The following is a 16,666-nucleotide window of genomic DNA, read 5'->3' as shown; positions in this document are numbered from 1 at the left end:
TTTTGATAATCAGTAATTACTTGATAGAGATGAGATTGCCACCCTTGATCTCTTTGGTGCCGTTATAATCAAGCAGGGTGCCTGATACAACCACCTTCTTGCCTGGTACAAGGATACCCTTGGTTTCCTCTGTCCACTTTGCACCATCGATGTTGAAGCAACGGAATACCTCGAGAGTCTTGCCTTCTGTATCCTTACCGTCGTCAGAGATAACGAATGTAGCGTTACCATACGTGCCAGTATCTACATCTTTCACCTTTACGATGATACCGGTAGCATAAACCTTAGCATCGCCTGCTGTACCGGCATTGATCTTCTCCAGTGCCTGAGCCACGGTATAAGGCTTCTCCAATGTACCGCCTGTTTCTGATGCCTTCAGATCATCCGTGTTGCGAAGTACAATCTGCCAGGTGTTGCCGAATCGGGTGAAGATACCGGTGATATCGAATACGCCCTGTGGAACCACCTCGTTGGCAAACTTAGAATAACCCGAGTTGCGCACTACCAGGTTGTTTTTGTTGATTCTCTTGCCCGTTTCGGCATCAATCAGTTCCAGACTCGTATTGGTATCATCTGGCGCCCATACGTTTGTACCGTTGGCAGAAGCAAACTTCACTTTCTTCAGGGTCATCAGCTTGCACACGTTAGCCTCCATATAGGCTGCATCAGTAAGCTTTGTCAGGTCAAACTCCTCTGGCACTACCGTGCTTGCATCCGCCTCGCCAGGGTTCAGAATCTTGAAGTGCTCGTTCCAGATGGCACGCTCTATCTTTCCCATACCCAGACTTCCATCTGAGAGCTTGGTATTCACACCGCCAATCTGAGGCAACTTCTTGTAACTTCCGATATAGAGACCCTTCAGGTTTACGAGAATCTCCTGACCAACAGGAAGATAACCTGACAGGCCACTTCCGTTGATGGCAATGATGATTGCGCCGGATGCATCCTGTACGCTCACCTGGTTGTAGATATTGCCACTGACATCATTGCCCGTCACTACCGCCTTGATCATCATGTCCTTCTCAATCAGCTTGTAGCCATTGTCGCTGTTGATAATCGTAGCAAACTGGGTCTTCAAATCTGCTATGCTGATCACATTCTTCTCCCTCAGGCTGTTGTTGCCCCATGGAGATGCAGGCACCTTCTCGGTCAGGTCTGGGTCAGCATAACCGTCGCCCATACACGACCCCAGAGTCAGTGCCAGGAATGCCAATGCTATGAATTTTATCTTTTTCATTGTTCTTTCTTTTTATTGTTATAGAGAAACGGGATTGCTCCCTGTTCTTTATGTTAAAGAGAAACTGCTCTTTAGAATCTGTAAGATACCTGGAACATGCCGTTGGTACCCCAGGTGTAATACTTCTTAGGATTCTTGGAGAACTGGTAGAGGCGTGGATTCTTCACGTTGCCGTTAGCATCCACTGTATAGCTTGAACGTGAGTTCTGCTCATATCCGCCTGTTACGATGGTCTGGTTGTTCAGCAGGTTGGTAATCATGAGGTTGAAGTTGAGGGAACCCTTCTTCAGTCTCACGCTCTTGCCTATGCTCAGGTCAACCATCCATCCTCCGTGACCCTTCTCCTGGGCTACAGCATCCTCAGTCCAGCTCATACCGTCGAGTGTAGTAGGAGCAAAGATTTCAGGGAATGCCTTGTGGGCAGCCTGGCGGTTGGTCAGCACCTTCTCATATCTGTAGCTTGGAGAATAAGAGAGGTAGATGCGGTCGTAATAGTTGGCATTGAGGTTGACGAACCATCCGTTTACGTGGGCATCGAGACCGATGCTTCCCACTGTGAGCGGTGTGCCACTCTCGCGCATATTCATCACGTAAGCCTTGTCCTGGTAAACCTCAGCACTCTTTGAGAGCATGTATACGGCGTTTACATTGTTGATGTTCTTCGCCTCGCTCATAGCGCCCAGGGTCTTCAGGTCGAGCCATGATGTGAGCTTGATCTTAGCGCCCACCTCTACACCATAGTATTCCTTCTTCAGTCCGGTCATGCTCACGTAGGTGAATGAGTTCTCATCATCGTTGTAGAAGTTCTGCCATTCCGTAACGTTCTCCAGTCGGCTGTAGTATCCGCTCACGTTGGCACTCAGCCATGCGTTGCGATACAGGTAACTGAATTCAGAGCTGAAGATGCGCTCGTTCTTGAGGTTAGTCACGAAATCGTTGCTGATTTCAGGCGAGATGAAGGCTGTGTTTGCCATCGGTGCACGCAGCTCGTATCCGGCTCCTATGCTGAAGGCATGACCTCTGCCCATATCCACGTTCAGGCTTCCCTTTACGCCACCGTCCAGGAAGTTGGCTGTGCCGCTCTTGCCCTGGCTGTTGTTCGGTGCCATACCGTTGCGCATGTAGCCTCGGCGGTTCATTCCGGTATATCCGATACGTCCGCTCAGCATCGCCTTCATGTTGTAGAATTCGGCTGTATAGGTGCTCCATGCGTTTGCCTTGTTAACGTCGATGCGATAGTCGTAACCGAACTTGTCGCCCTCGTAAACCAGCTTGCCTGTGTTGTTAGGACCGGCTGTGTTCAGATCGTACTGCACACGTGGGTCGGTCTTAGGGTAATCTCCCAGGGCGTATGTGTTGATGTTGTGGAAGATGGCACCGCCCAGCATGTCTTCCAGTGTCTGATAGTGCTGGTTGGTACTCTTTCCGAGCATGATACCCGTAGCCAGGTTCGATTTCTTGGTCAGCTTGGTGTTCAGAACGGATGACAGGCTCAGGGTCAGGTTGTCGTTGTGCTTAGCCTGAACATAGTATAGCAGATCCTGTCCGTTCTTGGCTGCCTGCTGGTTGGCATAGTACAGGCGGTTCCAGTTAATCTGTCGGTTCTGTTTGCTTGCCTGCCAGTAGTTTACGGCGTTGTTCCAGTTTTCCCAGGTATACATGTTGTTGCCGTTCTTGTAGTCGCCCCATACATAGTAGTTGGCTGATGGCATGTTCTTCCAGTAGTCTGGCTGTGGATTCTCTGCGTTGTTGTAGTTGAGCTTGGTGCTCTTGTACATAGAGTATTTTCCGAACACCGATGTAGTGAGCTTCATCTGGTCGTTGATTTCCCAGTCCCATGTAGCGATAGCCGAAGGGGCAAAGTCGTTCACTACGCGTGAGTTTCTCTTGTGTCCGTTCTGGTATCCCCAGTATGGGTTATACTGGTAGTCGTTTGCCAGCCAGTAAGCCTCGTCGGTAGATGCTCCCTGGGTACTTCTTTCTGTCGGGTTACCCCATGTGGAGAAGCTCAGCGAGTGGCCGTTCATCCACTTCTTCTGTACACCGAAGAAATAGGAGAGGGCGTTGTAGAAGGTTCCCTCTACGTATCCCTGGTTAGCCCAACGGTAGGTGAGACCGGCTGTTATTGCCCATCCCTTCTCGTTGAAGCCGCTGGAGTAGGAGTAGAGTCCGCGCAGGGTATAGTTGCGGTTGGCAACACCTACGCTGGCATACTGTCCTTCCTGCATGCTTCCGGCACGGAAATCATAGTTGTTGGAGCCTGCCATGCCGGTCATCGAATAGCCGTTGGCTTCGAAAGGCAGGGCAAAGTCTACGTTTCTGGAGAATCGGTTCAAACCGCCGATGTTGGAGAAACGGAACTGTCCGGTCTCCATATCGTTCATGGAAGCACCGTTGATATAGACATCGTTGTACTTCTGGTTGAAGGCACGATAGCGGAAACGTGCTGGCGAGAACAGGTAACCTGCCTGGCTCGCGTATACGTTGCTGGTAGAATTGAGGATGGTGACATTGGATGACATGTCATCGTCCTCGCCCAACTGTGCCTCGGAGAAGGTGAAAGCATTCTCGTCAAGTCCCTGTGCTATGTTCTGGTCAGTCTTTTCGTTCTGAGCCATAGCCAATGAACATGAGAAGAGTGCTAACATTGCTAAGTTTACTTTCTTCTGCATAGTTTATATGTATTAAGTATTAATAAACCGGCAACAGTAGTCTCTTTGAGCAGTGATGATATATGTCCCGCTAGGTCTTGTTTGGGCGATAAGGGGACTTACCGTGTCCCTGGTCTTGTGTCTTCTGTTCCGATTCAATGTGTTTAATGCTGCAAAGTAACAAAAAATTTTTTGAAAAATGAATTTATTTATGTTAAAAATGTATGAAAACTGAAAAAATATTCGTTTTTATGGAGATATTTCCGGTTTTTTAGGTATCTTTGCTGCCTGTTACCTCACCGCGTTAAGGTGAACATATATAATTAGGTATACATTAATATTTAATATTAGTATGAGAAAACATTTGCTCTTGCTGGCTGCCCTCCTCATGATTGGGTTGGGCGCTACGGCACAGAAAAAGAAGTCGCAGACTTCCGGTAACAAGCAGTATCAGGTGTATGCTGTGGGTTTCTATAACCAGGAGAATCTCTTCGATACCTGCCATGATGCCGGTAAGAATGATTATGAGTATCTCCCTGCTAAGGGATGGAATGGTATGAAATATACCAATAAACTCAAGAATATGTCGCGTGCACTTGCCGACATGGGTACCGATGTGCTGCCTAACGTGGGCTGTGCCTTCATCGGTCTGTCTGAGGTTGAGAATGCCAACGTGCTGAAAGATCTCACCGCACAGCCGCCTCTCAAGGCAAGAAACATGCAGTTCTGCCATATCGAGGGTCCCGATAAGCGAGGCATCGATTGTGCGCTGCTCTATAATCCGGCACTCTTCACGGTGAAGAACACCCGATTGGTGCCTTACGTACAGGAACTCGCCAAGGATTCTGCCTACAAGACCCGTGGTTTCTTCACCGTACGTGGTGAGCTGGCGGGCGAGGATGTGGCGGTTATCGTATGTCACTGGCCAAGCCGTTTCTCCGGTTCGTTCTATCGCGAGAGCGGAGCGCGCCAGACTAAGGTTGTGAAAGACAGTCTGCTCCGTCTGAACCCGGCTATGAAGGTGTTTGTGATGGGTGATATGAACGATGATCCTACCGACGCCAGCATGCACAAGGTGCTGAAGGCGAAGGCTGAAATCAGCGAGGTGGGTGCCGATGATATGTACAATCCATGGTACAACATTCTGGCTAAGGAGGGCAAGGGAACCCTGTTCTACAGCGGTTCATGGAATCTCTTCGACCAGATTGTCATCACGCCTAATCTCCTGAACAAGGATAGTAAGCACAAGGACTACAGCTCTCTGAAGTTCTGGAAGAACCACATCTTCCGCCGCGATTACCTCATCCAGCAGGAAGGTCAGTACAAGGGTGCTCCTTTGCGTACCAAGGCTGGCGGCAGATGGCTTAACGGCTACAGCGATCACTTGCCGGTAGTGATGTACCTTGTGAAGGAAAAGAAGTAGAAAATGGTTGAGAATCATCCTTTTGAGCCGTGGCTGCCCGATAATGCGCGGCTGCTAATGCTCGGCACGTTTCCGCCTGCAGAGAAGCGGTGGTGCATGCCCTGGTATTATCCCAACTTCCAGAATGATATGTGGAGGATATTCGGGATTATCTACTTCCAGGATAAGTTCCATTTCGTGGATGTAGAGAAGAAGACCTACCGCCTCGATGCTATCAAAGAGTTTCTCAGGGAGAAGGGCGTTGCCATCTATGATACTGCACAGCAGGTGATACGCACCAAGAATACGGCATCCGATAAGGATCTGCAGATCGTGCAACCCGCCGATCTCGACGGCATGCTCCGCCAGCTGCCCCATTGCAGGGCGGTGCTCACAGCCGGCCAGCTTGCCACGAAGGTATTTTCAGAACACTTCGGCATCAAGGAAAAGCCTGAGATGGGAGGCTATGCAGAATTCCAGTTCGAGGGCCGCAGACTCCGTCTGTACCGCATGCCATCCAGTTCCCGTGCCTATCCTATGGCAGTGGAGAAGAAGGCTGAATTCTACCGCAAGATGTTTGATGAAATCTTATAGAAAGAATATGAAAGATAAAGTGACCGTTATTGGCATTGCGGGAGGCACAGGCTCCGGCAAGACTACTGTGGTGAAGAAACTCGTAGAAGTGCTGCCGCCTCATTATGTGGCTGTGGTGCCCCTCGATTCATATTATAACGATACCTCGCAGATGACCGAGGAAGAACGTCATCGGATCAACTTCGACCACCCGTCGGCATTCGATTGGAAGCTTTTGCACCAGCAGCTCGCTGATCTGCGTGCTGGCAAGGCGATAGAGCAACCCACCTATAGTTATATCAAATGCAACCGTGAACCGGAAACGATTCACGTTGACCCCAAGCCGGTTGTGATTATCGAAGGCATCATGACGCTGGTGGACAAGAAGTTGAGAGACCTGATGGACCTGAAGGTGTTCGTGGATACCGATGCTGATGAGCGCCTGATACGCAACATTCAGCGTGATACCATCGACAGGGGTCGCACCGTATCGATGGTGGTAGACCGATACCTCAAGGTCCTGAAGCCGATGCACGAGCAGTTTATCGAACCGACCAAGCGCTATGCTGACATCATCATTCCTCAGGGTGGCGAAAACCTCAAGGGCATCGGTATCCTCTGCAAGTATGTAGAGGGACTGATAGAGAAATAAAAATATTTTTGCTCAAGCATTGCATTTCTTTAATGCAAAACAAAGTTTAATTAGGAAACAGGGCGGCCTTCTTCGTGAAAAGAGGTCCGCCCGCTTTGTTTTTATCCCAGTCTGGCTATTCAAGTAGTTCAGTTAGCTAATTCAAGTAGTTCTGTCAGCGAATTCAGCCGTCTCAATAAGCCTACGGATACGTCTGGGCTAGCCGACGCAGTAATATCCGTACCCCGACGCAGTAATATCTGTGCCCCGACGCAGTAATATCTGTACCCCGACGCAGTAATATCTGTATCCCGACGCAGTAATATCCGTGAGCCAGCGCAGCACAACGTGTGGTCCGTTTTCGCCAGGTCCCATAACCATATTCTGCAAAGATCTTCTTGCTTTTTGCAAGAAGATAAGCTGAAAAACGTGATAGATGAAGGCTATTAGTGATGGATAGCGTGATGGATATTGTAAACATTTTGTCCATCCATCACGCTTTCCTAAATAGATAATTCTCTTATTATCAGGTGATTAATATTTTGAAAAGAGAAAAAATGAGGGATGTGAGGGATAAAACTTAAAAGATTATTCCTCTTCCTCCTTCTCAAAAGCCTCTACGAAAGGCTGATGGAAACCCTGGAAGATGCGGAGATACTCGGCTCGCACCTCATCACTCTCCTCAAAAAGATTCAACTCACCACGCTTGTGAGCCTTCAGCATACTGCTGTAACGGCGAATCTTACGCTTGTAGTTCCTTGCCATCAACGCATCTGCCTGAACAGGATTCTGACTGACATACGAAAAGGCACAAAGTTGCTTCATGAACATGTCGAACACTGGATTGTCATGACTCCAGTCGTCCTCACTCAGCCAGAACCACTGGAAATGATACTTCTGTTCCAATGCCATCAGATGCTGCCCCAGCTCGTCAATCTCCATGCCCTTCTGCATCTGCTCCTCAGCAAATGCTACCAGAGATGCCGCATCTACATTCAACTCAACCTCGTGAGACAGCGTGGTGCCCTCAATCTGAATGCGCCAACGGTGATTCCTATTCTTGATGAGCGCAGAATTCGTGTTCATGAGCAACTCAGAAAGCTTGCCCTCGGTAGGAATCTGATCTACTACCGAAAGACGGTCGCGCTGGTTGCGAACCACCAGCTGATGGTCCTCATGGCGCAATACACACATGTAAACCAGCCTGTTGCTGTCGAGCTGAAGGGTGAAACGGTCGTTGTTGTCATCGCCCACAAATTCGTAGGTGTAGTCATCCACCTTATCCTGCGGAATGCTCAGCTCGCCATGCACCTTGTTGCCCTCGGCATCGTAGAGCGAGAAACCGATGTAAGGAATCTGAAGACGGAGGACAACCGGATTGCCGCCGTCCTCAGGAATCAGGGTAACAGCCAGTCCGTCATCGCCGAAATCATCCTTGCGGCATACGAATCCGTCATCCGTCTTCTCAGCCTTCTCCACCTTCACCTCGCCGTGGCGCCACCAGAAATCGAAGGTGATGGTCTGGTCGTCCTCAGCGGCTACACGGATGAAATCCTCGATGTCCTGACCCAGGTAAATCACCTTGGCAGGCTCAATCTCCTCATCGTCATCGCCCAGCGCTCGCACCCACATCTCGCCCGGAACAGGATCATCTTCCCATTCGGCATCAGCAGGGGCTGCAGTAGATTTGAAAACGAGGAAAACCATTCTTTCTTCTTCCCTCGTGCCATCTTCGCGGCACGTGAAGCACTTCGCCTCCTTAGGGATGAAGAATGGGGTTAACAGGTACGGGTTTTTGCATAATGCGGTATACTCTACCTCGGTCCATGCCGGGAGAGCGTGTGTATTTGTCTTGTCTGTCATATTCTCTTGTTGCATATAATTCTTGAGTTGGTCCTATTTCTTTTCATCATCCGGCGTGTGTGGCAGGACGAGGGGGATGTTGATCCCAAAAAACGGTTGCAAAGGTAATGCAAAATCGAGACACTACAAAATATATCACCTATTTTTTTAATTATTTTACGATTCAATATTTGGTGCTTCCAAAAAATAGTTGTAGTTTTGCATCTGAAATAATGAATAGAAAGATGAAAGTCAAGACAATACTCACACTGGCGCTAGCCGCCACAACCCTCGCAGCATGTCACAGGGGAAAGAAACCACCACGTATGGACAATTCGAAACTCGCCATCAGCCTCTCGAAACCGGCTAAGGGCGACAGGGCTATCTACGGACTTGCCTGCCTGGGCTGCTCGGATACCGCGCTGGTGCTGCTGCCCAACGGAGGCGGTGACCCCGTGAGATACAACATTCTGGATGCCACTCGCAACCATCAGGTGTTTGGAGATATAGAGGTGGGCGACTGGGTTTGCGTGATGCCATGCGAGGAGAAGGATGAGAAGAACCGTGCCGACATGGTGATAGACCTGGACCAGCTGAAGGCCACCTGGACCTATCCGGTGATGCCGAAGCTGCGCGATGTATCGCATCTGAGCAAGCGCCAGCAGGCGAGAATCCTTGCCAACATGCCTGACAGCATCGTAGAAACCTATATGGTGCCGCGCCAGTATGGCTTCACCCTGAAGCGCATGAGCGAGGCGATGGCCGTGGGCAGGGTGATGATAAACAAAGATGTGGATGACGACAGTCCGGTAGAATATCCTGATGTGCCTCAGTATACGGAATGGCATGCCTATAACGGCAAACTGATTCTGGTGCAGGGCCACCGCGAGCTGGATGGCGTGGTGCTCAATGAGAAGACGAAGCGCGATACCTTCACCTTTGTATATATGAAGGGCGACAGTCTGGCTCTCTCTGATCGTGAGGGCTGCATCCAGGGGTTCCACCGCTCGCTCAATGCGATGAAGGCCAACGCCAAGGCCCATGCTGCAGCCGAGAAGCTGAACAGCAAGATGAAGAAGGAAATATTGAAGTAAATAACATAATAAATATAAAAAAAGAGGCGAATAGGACGATTTCTCGATTTTTTTGTCTAATTTTGCACCTTGGAATTAAATTCATACATCGAATATAAAGAAAAAGAACAATAATAATGAAGAAGAAAATTCAGTTCAGTCTCGTTTATCGAGACATGTGGCAGAGCTCTGGTAAGTTCCAGCCACGCAAGGATCAGTTGGCTAAAATTGCCCCAGTTATCATCGAAATGGGATGCTTTAGCCGTGTAGAGACTAACGGCGGTGCCTTTGAACAGGTTAACCTCCTGGCAGGTGAAAACCCTAACGATGCCGTACGCGCATTCTGCAAACCTTTCAACGAGGTGGGTATCAAGACTCACATGCTCGACCGCGGATTGAACGCTCTTCGTATGTATCCTGTGCCTGACGACGTGCGCGCCCTTATGTATAAGGTAAAGGCTAAGCAGGGTACCAACATCACACGTATCTTCGACGGACTGAACGATGTGCGCAACATCATTCCTTCTATCAAGTGGGCTAAGGAGGGTGGCATGACTCCACAGTGTGCACTCTGTATCACCAACTCTCCTGTTCATACCCTGGAATATTACATGAACATCGCCGACCAGCTCATCGCTGCCGGTGCAGAGGAAATCTGTTTGAAGGATATGGCAGGTATCGGCCAGCCAGCATTCCTCGGCAAACTCACCAAGATGATTAAGGACAAGTATCCTGAGATCATCATCCAGTATCACGGCCACTCAGGTCCTGGTCTCTCTATGGCTTCTATCCTCGAGGTCTGCAACAATGGTGCCGACATCATCGATACAGCCATCGAGCCATTGTCATGGGGTAAGGTTCACCCAGACGTAATCTCAGTTATCAGCATGCTGAAGAACGAGGGCTTCGAGGTGCCTGAAATCAACATGAGCGCTTATATGAAGGCTCGTGCTATGACTCAGGAGTTCATCGACGAGTGGCTCGGCTACTTCATCAACCCAGGTAACAAGATCATGTCTTCATTGTTGCTCGGTTGCGGTCTCCCTGGCGGTATGATGGGTTCTATGATGGCAGACCTCGGCGGTATGCGTCAGACCATCAACAACATCCGCAAGAAGAAGGGTGAGGAAGAGTTGTCTATGGACGACTTGCTCATCAAGCTCTTCGACGAGGTAGAGTATGTATGGCCACGCGTAGGTTATCCTCCATTGGTAACCCCATTCAGCCAGTATGTAAAGAACATCTCACTGATGAATCTCCTCACCATGGAGCAGGGCAAGGGTCGCTTCGTAATGATGGACGACTCTATGTGGGGTATGATTCTCGGTAAGAGCGGTAAGATTCCTGGAACTATCGACCCAGAACTCGTAGAGCTCGCCAAGAAGCAGGGCCGCGAGTTTACAGATGTTGATGCACACACATTGCTCACCAACGCCCTCGACGACTTCAAGAAGGAGATGGACGAGAACGGTTGGGATTACGGTCAGGACGACGAGGAACTCTTCGAGCTCGCTATGCACCCAGAGCAGTATCGCAACTACAAGAGCGGACAGGCAAAGAAGAACTTCCTGGCCGACCTTCAGAAGGCAAAGGATGCTAAGCTCGGTACAACCCTTACTCCTGCACAGCTTGCAGAGTTCAAGCACGCCAAGGCAGATGCCATCGTGGCACCAGTAGCCGGCCAGCTCTTCTGGGAATTCCAGGGCGAGGGCGAGTGCCAACCAGCTGTAGAGCCATACATCGGCAAGGAATATAAAGAAGGTGATGCCTTCTGCTATATCCAGGCTCCTTGGGGCGAGTTTGAAACCATCCCAGCTGCATTGGGCGGCAAGCTCGTAGAAATCAATGCCAAGCAGGGCAGCAAGGTGCGCAAGGGCGATGTTATCGCTTACATCGAGCGCGATGCTGAGTAAATATAATAGAAATGAATTATCAAGCTATTATTGATAAGTATTATCCTGAGGATAATGAGCTTCGGCATATCCTCATTACACATAGCCAATCTGTAGCGCGAAAAGCGCTACAGATTGTTTCGTATCATCCCGAATTGCAACTCGATGCCCAGTTTATCGAAGAAGCAGCTATGCTCCACGACCTCGGCATCTTCATGACCGATGCCCCAGGCATACAGTGTTTCGGCTCGCAGCCCTACATCTGCCATGGACGACTGGGAGCAGAAATCCTGCGCAAGGAAGGATATGAGCGACATGCCCGCGTATGTGAGCGCCATACCGGTGCAGGCATCACAGAGGCACAGATCATAGCACAGAACCTCCCCCTGCCACATCAGGATTTCCTGCCGGAAACCATGGAGGAGAAGGTGATTTGCTACGCTGATAAATTCTTCAGCAAAACTCACCTCGACCGGGAAAAAACAATTGAGAAAGCAGAAAAAAGTCTCATGAAGTTCGGAGAGGAAGGAGTAAAACGCTTCCAGCAATGGGAACGCATGTTTGAATAGAATTCTAATTTATTGAATGAGAAAACAATCGACGATAGCTATGCTGCTGCTCGCTGCCATCTCGTGTATGATGGTGGCTAACCCAGGTACGCCCGATTCGAAAAAGAAAAAGAAGAAGGAGAAGACGGAAACCGTGGACAGCGTGGGGGACAGTGTGTTCGTAGACTCGCTGGGTAACGAAATAAAGCCCAAGCTGAAACAGGCTGACGACACCACGCAGATGGACTCGCTGCAGAAAGCTATATGGAAACATAATAAAGTGGTGGATGACAGTATTCGCCTTGACAGTATCGCCAGAAAGAAACAGGGTGGAGTAGACGCACCGGTTAACTATCAGGCGGACGACTCTCTCGTATATGATGCCAAGAACAAGGTGGCATATCTCTACGGAAACTCCAACGTGAAGTATACCAACATGGACCTCAGTTCCGACCGCATCTCCATGGATATGGACAAGAGCAACGTGAAGGCGATGGGTACACCCGACAGTACGGTGGAGGGAGGCATCAAGGGCAAACCTGTCTTCAAGATGGGTAGCGACACCTATGATACCGACACCATCAAATTCAACTTCAAGAGCAAGAAGGCCCTTATTAATAATGTATATACAGAACAGCAAGACGGATTCCTGACCGGTATGAAGTCGAAACGCGACTCATCGGGAGTCATCTATCTGCAGCACGGAAGGTATACCACCTGCGATGATCCGCATCCCGACTTCTACATCTCGCTCTCCCGAGCCAAGGTAAGGCCGGGCAAGGATGTGGTATTCGGACCAGCCTATCTCGTGGTGTGCGATGTGCCTATGCCGCTTGCCATCCCTTACGGCTTCTTCCCGTTCACCAAGAGCTACAGCAGCGGTTTCATCATGCCAACCTACGGCGATGAAACGGCACGAGGATTCTATCTCAGAGATGGCGGATATTATTTCGCCATGAACGATAAATGGGACCTAAAGCTGCTGGGCGAGATTTATACCAAGGGATCGTGGGGACTCTCGGCAGCCAGCAACTACCGAAAGAGATACAAATACTCGGGTTCCTTCTTCTTCAGTTACCAGGATACGAAGAACGGCGACAAGGGAATGCCAGACTTTACCGAGCAGGAGAGCTTCAAACTGCAATGGAGCCACCGCCAGGACAGCAAGGCAAACCCATACAGTTCGCTTTCGGCAAGTGTGAACTTCGCCACATCGAGCTACGAACGCAACAACCTCAATTCGCTCTACAATCCGCAGACGATGACGCAGAGTACGCGAACCTCATCTGTTAACTGGAGCACCTCGTTCTCAAGCATCGGTATGACGCTCAGTTCCACCGCCAACCTCTCGCAGAACATGCGCGATTCATCCATCGCCATGACGCTGCCCGACCTCAACATCAGCATCTCCCGCTTCTATCCGTTCAGAAGAAAGAAGATGGTGGGCGACGAGAAATGGTACGAGAAGATAGCCATGAGCTATACGGGACACATCTCTAACAGCATCAATACCAAAGAGGATAAGCTGATGCACAGTTCACTCATCAAGGACTGGCGCAACGGATGGCAGCATCAGATACCGGTGAGCGCTACATTCACGCTCTTCAAATATCTCAATGTGAACCCATCGTTCAAATTCACTGACCGTATGTATACCAACAAGGTGGAGAGATCATGGGATGAAGCCAGCCAAACGGAGAAATGTGATACCATCTACGGTTTCAACAACGTATATAACTGGAACATGAGCGTAGGTCTCTCTACCAAACTCTATGGTTTCTACATACCAAGCCGCAAGCTCTTCGGAGATAAAATACAGGCTGTGCGCCACGTGTTTACGCCTACGGTGAGCTTCAGTTATGCCCCAGACTTCGGAGCTTCACGCTACGGCTACTGGGACACCTACCAGAAGACCGATGCCGACGGAAACGTATCACTGGTGAGCTACTCGAAGTATGCCAATGCCCTTTACGGTGCGCCGGACAAGGGTAAGAGTGGTAATATCTCGTTTACCCTGGGCAACAACATCGAGATGAAGGTGAAGAGCGATAAGGACTCTACCGGATACAAGAAACTCAGTATCATCGATGCGTTCGACATCAACATGGGTTACAATACCGCAGCCAAGGTTCGCCCTTGGAGCGATATGAATATCAACCTCAGACTGAAGTGGTGGAAGAACTATACCTTCAACATGAACGCTGTGTTTGCCACCTATGCCTACGAGCTGGACGACCAGAACAATGTTTATGTGGGTACCCATACGGAGTGGGGCAAGGGCAGGTTCGGACGATTCCAGGGTATGTCGCAAAACTTCTCGTTCACATTGAACCCGGAGAAGCTGAAGAAACTCTTTGGCGGGGGCGATGATGAGGACGACAAGAAGGACAGCCAGCGCAATGATGATGACGATGAAGGTCTGGATACCGACATCGAGAGCAACGTAGACGACAGCATGGAGAAGGGTAAGACGGCAGCCAAGAAGGGCGGCAAGGCTGAAACGGATTCAGATGGTTATATGGCGTTTAAGATGCCATGGTCGCTGACCTTCGGTTATGGTGTAACAATGAGCGAGGATACGCGAAGAGAAAAGTTCAATGAGAAGACGATGCGCTATGCATATAAGTTTACCCAGACTCTAAACATGAGTGGTAACGTAAGAATCAGTGATGGCTGGAACATCAGTTTCTCATCCGGTTATGATTTTGACAACCACAAGATCAGTATGACCACCGCCAGTCTGACTCGTGATCTTCACTGTTTTAACATGAGCTGTTCTGTGGTTCTCGCTCCATATACGAGCTACAACTTCACCTTCCGTTGTAACGCAGCCACCCTGACAGATGCGCTGAAATACGACAAGCGCAGCGGTTATTCGAACGCTGTACAATGGTACTAGATGATAGCTTATAGTTGAAAGTTTCCAGTTGATAAAGCTTTTCAGCTTATAGATAAAACAAAAAAACAGGCAAGTGATTTTGCCTGTTTTTTTGTTTTATCTATATTGCTTTTTACCTTTTTACTTTTAAAAGCCTTTTTTTCGCCTCCGGGTGCTCAGGATAAAGGGTAAGGGCCTTGCGGTAATTCATGATGGCAGCCTCTTTCATTCCCTCTTTTTCGCACTCCTTCCCCATAATCACATACTCCGTGGCAAGGCGCTTGAGGAACTTCTGCTGCTTCTCCTTCTCTTCATCCTTCTTTCTTATTTCTTCGCGCAACCGCTCGTTCTCTGCCTGAAGCTCGTTCACCCTGTTCAGCTTTCTGCGGATGAAACGCTTGGCAAGCGGCTGCTCGATATCATAACGGCTGTGGATGGCAAGGAAGAAGTTGTCGAGAGCCGACTGCATATCGCCCCTGTCAAAGGCCTTGACGGCATCATGATACTGCTTGTCGGCCTTACTCTGGGTAAGCGCTGTGTTGATGGTGCTCTGGTCGTTATAATGACGGGCAAACTGCTTGACATCATTGCGCACGAAAACATCACTCTGACGCAACGGCTCCTGAAGACTGATGCCCTCGAGACTGGTGCAGCGGGACAAGGCAACATACGTCTGTCCGCCCGCAAAGACACCACCCGTGAAATCAATCTTCACCTGGTTGAAGGTGAGGCCCTGGCTCTTATGAACCGTTATCGCCCAAGCCAGACGGATGGGGTACTGCTCGTATCTGCCAATCTCTTCCTCCTCAATCTTTTTCTCAACCTCATTGAAATGGTATCTCATGTTGCTCCATGCCGCAGGCTCCACCATCACATCCTTGCCTTCCTCGGTGCGCACATAAATCTTGGCATCCTCATCCTCATCAAAACCGATGATGGTGCCCAGCGTGCCATTCACCCACTGATGCTCGATATCATTCTTGATGAAGATAACCTGAGCCCCCGTCTTGAGGTAAAGCTCGATAGGGGTAGGGAGACTGCTCTCCGGAAACTCGCCCTGTATGTGGCCACGGAAGAGGCAAGGCTCTCCCGGAAGACGCTGGAGTTGGCTGTCGTTGATGTAATCTACCGTATCGCGGCGTGTAGAGAGGGTGATGGCAAGTTTGGAATCGCTCTCATCGAGCTGGGCTCCCACGCGCTGGTTGAGGCGCTGGAGATCCTGCATAGGTACCTGAGACGTGCGGATATGGTCGAGGATGCTGATGAAAACAGGATCGCTCTGGCGGTATACCTTCTTGAGTTCGATGCTCACGAGCTTGAAGTATTCGAACACCTTGGCATCGAAGAAGAAACTGCTGCGGTAGAAGGGACTGAGCAGACGGCGGTCGTCCTCTCTTACCACAGGCTCCAGCTGGAAGATATCGCCCACCAGAAGCAGCTGCTTGCCCCCGAAAGGCTCTCGCATGTTGCGGCAATATACCCGCAATATCTTGTCCAGGAAATCGATGATATCGGCACGAACCATACTGATCTCATCGATGATGATGAGCTCTACCTCGCGGATAATCTTTATCTTCTCTGAATTATACTTCAGGGTGTTGCGGATGTTGCGGACGGAATACATGCTGTCGTTGGGCAGCAGCGGGTGGAAAGGAAGCTTGAAAAAGCTGTGGAGCGTGCTTCCTCCGGCGTTGATGGCCGCAATGCCTGTTGGGGCAAGAATGATATGTTTCTTCTTGGTATTGGCGGCTATATAACGTAAAAAAGTAGATTTACCCGTCCCCGCCTTTCCGGTAAGGAAAAGCGAACGACGGGTAAACTGTATGATTTGGAGTGCATTCTGCAACTCTGGGTTGTCGAGATCAATCATTGTATTTAATTTATAGTTTATAATTTATAGTTTATAGCATAAGCCACATTAAATCGCCTTCTTGCTAAA

General features: G+C 49.6%; 11 protein-coding genes. 7 read left to right on the top strand and 4 right to left on the bottom strand.

Annotated features, from left to right (window positions below):
• Positions 1-16: 16 nt before the first annotated feature.
• Together KUA48_RS04510 and KUA48_RS04505 are read right to left on the bottom strand one after the other, a co-directional pair.
• Positions 17-1,237 carry a DUF5689 domain-containing protein gene (locus KUA48_RS04510; RefSeq protein WP_218433473.1) on the bottom strand — a complete coding sequence of 407 codons (1,221 nt, stop codon included), beginning with the start codon at positions 1,235-1,237 and terminating at the stop codon, positions 17-19.
• 71 nt (positions 1,238-1,308) lie between these two features.
• Positions 1,309-3,909 (bottom strand): TonB-dependent receptor, encoded by a 2,601-nt coding sequence (locus KUA48_RS04505; protein ID WP_153073990.1) that lies wholly within the window; start codon positions 3,907-3,909, stop codon positions 1,309-1,311.
• Between the two features lie 331 nt (positions 3,910-4,240).
• Here KUA48_RS04505 and KUA48_RS04500 point away from each other — a divergent pair, with 331 nt between their 5' ends.
• From KUA48_RS04500 to udk, 3 genes are read left to right on the top strand one after another with little or no spacing between them, the layout of a single operon-like run.
• Positions 4,241-5,311, top strand: a complete 1,071-nt coding sequence (locus tag KUA48_RS04500; RefSeq protein ID WP_153073989.1) for an endonuclease/exonuclease/phosphatase family protein — start codon at positions 4,241-4,243, stop codon at positions 5,309-5,311.
• Between the two features lie 3 nt (positions 5,312-5,314).
• Positions 5,315-5,884, top strand: coding sequence for a uracil-DNA glycosylase family protein (locus KUA48_RS04495; protein ID WP_119229566.1), 570 nt, complete (start codon positions 5,315-5,317; stop codon positions 5,882-5,884).
• 7 nt (positions 5,885-5,891) lie between these two features.
• Positions 5,892-6,515, top strand: coding sequence for a uridine kinase (gene udk / locus KUA48_RS04490; RefSeq protein ID WP_118253974.1), 624 nt, complete (start codon positions 5,892-5,894; stop codon positions 6,513-6,515).
• Between the two features lie 567 nt (positions 6,516-7,082).
• Here udk and KUA48_RS04485 read toward each other — a convergent pair.
• The gene (locus KUA48_RS04485; RefSeq protein ID WP_118253976.1) at positions 7,083-8,357 is read right to left on the bottom strand and encodes a hypothetical protein; all 1,275 of its coding nucleotides are present in this window, start codon (positions 8,355-8,357) and stop codon (positions 7,083-7,085) included.
• 224 nt (positions 8,358-8,581) lie between these two features.
• On the opposite strand from KUA48_RS04485, the gene KUA48_RS04480 reads away from it, so the two are divergent.
• The 4 genes from KUA48_RS04480 (at position 8,582) to KUA48_RS04465 (ending at position 14,748) form a co-directional block, all read left to right on the top strand.
• A complete protein-coding gene (locus KUA48_RS04480) occupies positions 8,582-9,430 on the top strand; it encodes a hypothetical protein (protein ID WP_215652339.1) in 849 nt (282 codons plus the stop codon).
• 116 nt (positions 9,431-9,546) lie between these two features.
• Positions 9,547-11,322 (top strand): biotin/lipoyl-binding protein, encoded by a 1,776-nt coding sequence (locus KUA48_RS04475; protein ID WP_118153152.1) that lies wholly within the window; start codon positions 9,547-9,549, stop codon positions 11,320-11,322.
• Positions 11,323-11,333: 11 nt separating this feature from the next.
• Positions 11,334-11,870: an HDIG domain-containing metalloprotein gene (locus KUA48_RS04470; protein WP_006847274.1), complete on the top strand. Its 537-nt coding sequence runs from the start codon at positions 11,334-11,336 to the stop codon at positions 11,868-11,870.
• A 16-nt stretch (positions 11,871-11,886) separates the two neighbouring features.
• Complete coding sequence (locus KUA48_RS04465; protein WP_218433475.1) at positions 11,887-14,748, top strand: putative LPS assembly protein LptD; 2,862 nt, start codon at positions 11,887-11,889, stop codon at positions 14,746-14,748.
• A gap of 112 nt (positions 14,749-14,860) precedes the next feature.
• Here KUA48_RS04465 and KUA48_RS04460 read toward each other — a convergent pair whose 3' ends face one another.
• A complete protein-coding gene (locus KUA48_RS04460; RefSeq protein WP_153138597.1) occupies positions 14,861-16,597 on the bottom strand; it encodes an AAA family ATPase in 1,737 nt (578 codons plus the stop codon).
• Positions 16,598-16,666: the final 69 nt, after the last annotated feature.

The sequence above is a fragment of the Segatella copri genome, from assembly GCF_019249795.2.
Lineage (GTDB): Bacteria > Bacteroidota > Bacteroidia > Bacteroidales > Bacteroidaceae > Prevotella > Prevotella copri_B.
The sequence above is the reverse complement of the archived record's forward strand: the minus strand, read 5'-3'. Positions and strand labels throughout refer to the sequence as shown.

What these genes read in the sequence shown, in the direction of transcription:
- KUA48_RS04500 (WP_153073989.1), top strand. Translation starts at nt 4,241, where the DNA reads ATGAGAAAACATTTGCTCTTGCTGGCTGCCCTCCTCATGATTGGGTTG.
- KUA48_RS04510 (WP_218433473.1), bottom strand. Translation starts at nt 1,237, where the DNA reads ATGAAAAAGATAAAATTCATAGCATTGGCATTCCTGGCACTGACTCTG.
- KUA48_RS04460 (WP_153138597.1), bottom strand. Translation starts at nt 16,597, where the DNA reads ATGATTGATCTCGACAACCCAGAGTTGCAGAATGCACTCCAAATCATA.
- KUA48_RS04475 (WP_118153152.1), top strand. Translation starts at nt 9,547, where the DNA reads ATGAAGAAGAAAATTCAGTTCAGTCTCGTTTATCGAGACATGTGGCAG.
- KUA48_RS04480 (WP_215652339.1), top strand. Translation starts at nt 8,582, where the DNA reads ATGAAAGTCAAGACAATACTCACACTGGCGCTAGCCGCCACAACCCTC.
- KUA48_RS04505 (WP_153073990.1), bottom strand. Translation starts at nt 3,909, where the DNA reads ATGCAGAAGAAAGTAAACTTAGCAATGTTAGCACTCTTCTCATGTTCA.
- KUA48_RS04485 (WP_118253976.1), bottom strand. Translation starts at nt 8,357, where the DNA reads ATGACAGACAAGACAAATACACACGCTCTCCCGGCATGGACCGAGGTA.
- udk (WP_118253974.1), top strand. Translation starts at nt 5,892, where the DNA reads ATGAAAGATAAAGTGACCGTTATTGGCATTGCGGGAGGCACAGGCTCC.
- KUA48_RS04465 (WP_218433475.1), top strand. Translation starts at nt 11,887, where the DNA reads ATGAGAAAACAATCGACGATAGCTATGCTGCTGCTCGCTGCCATCTCG.
- KUA48_RS04495 (WP_119229566.1), top strand. Translation starts at nt 5,315, where the DNA reads ATGGTTGAGAATCATCCTTTTGAGCCGTGGCTGCCCGATAATGCGCGG.
- KUA48_RS04470 (WP_006847274.1), top strand. Translation starts at nt 11,334, where the DNA reads ATGAATTATCAAGCTATTATTGATAAGTATTATCCTGAGGATAATGAG.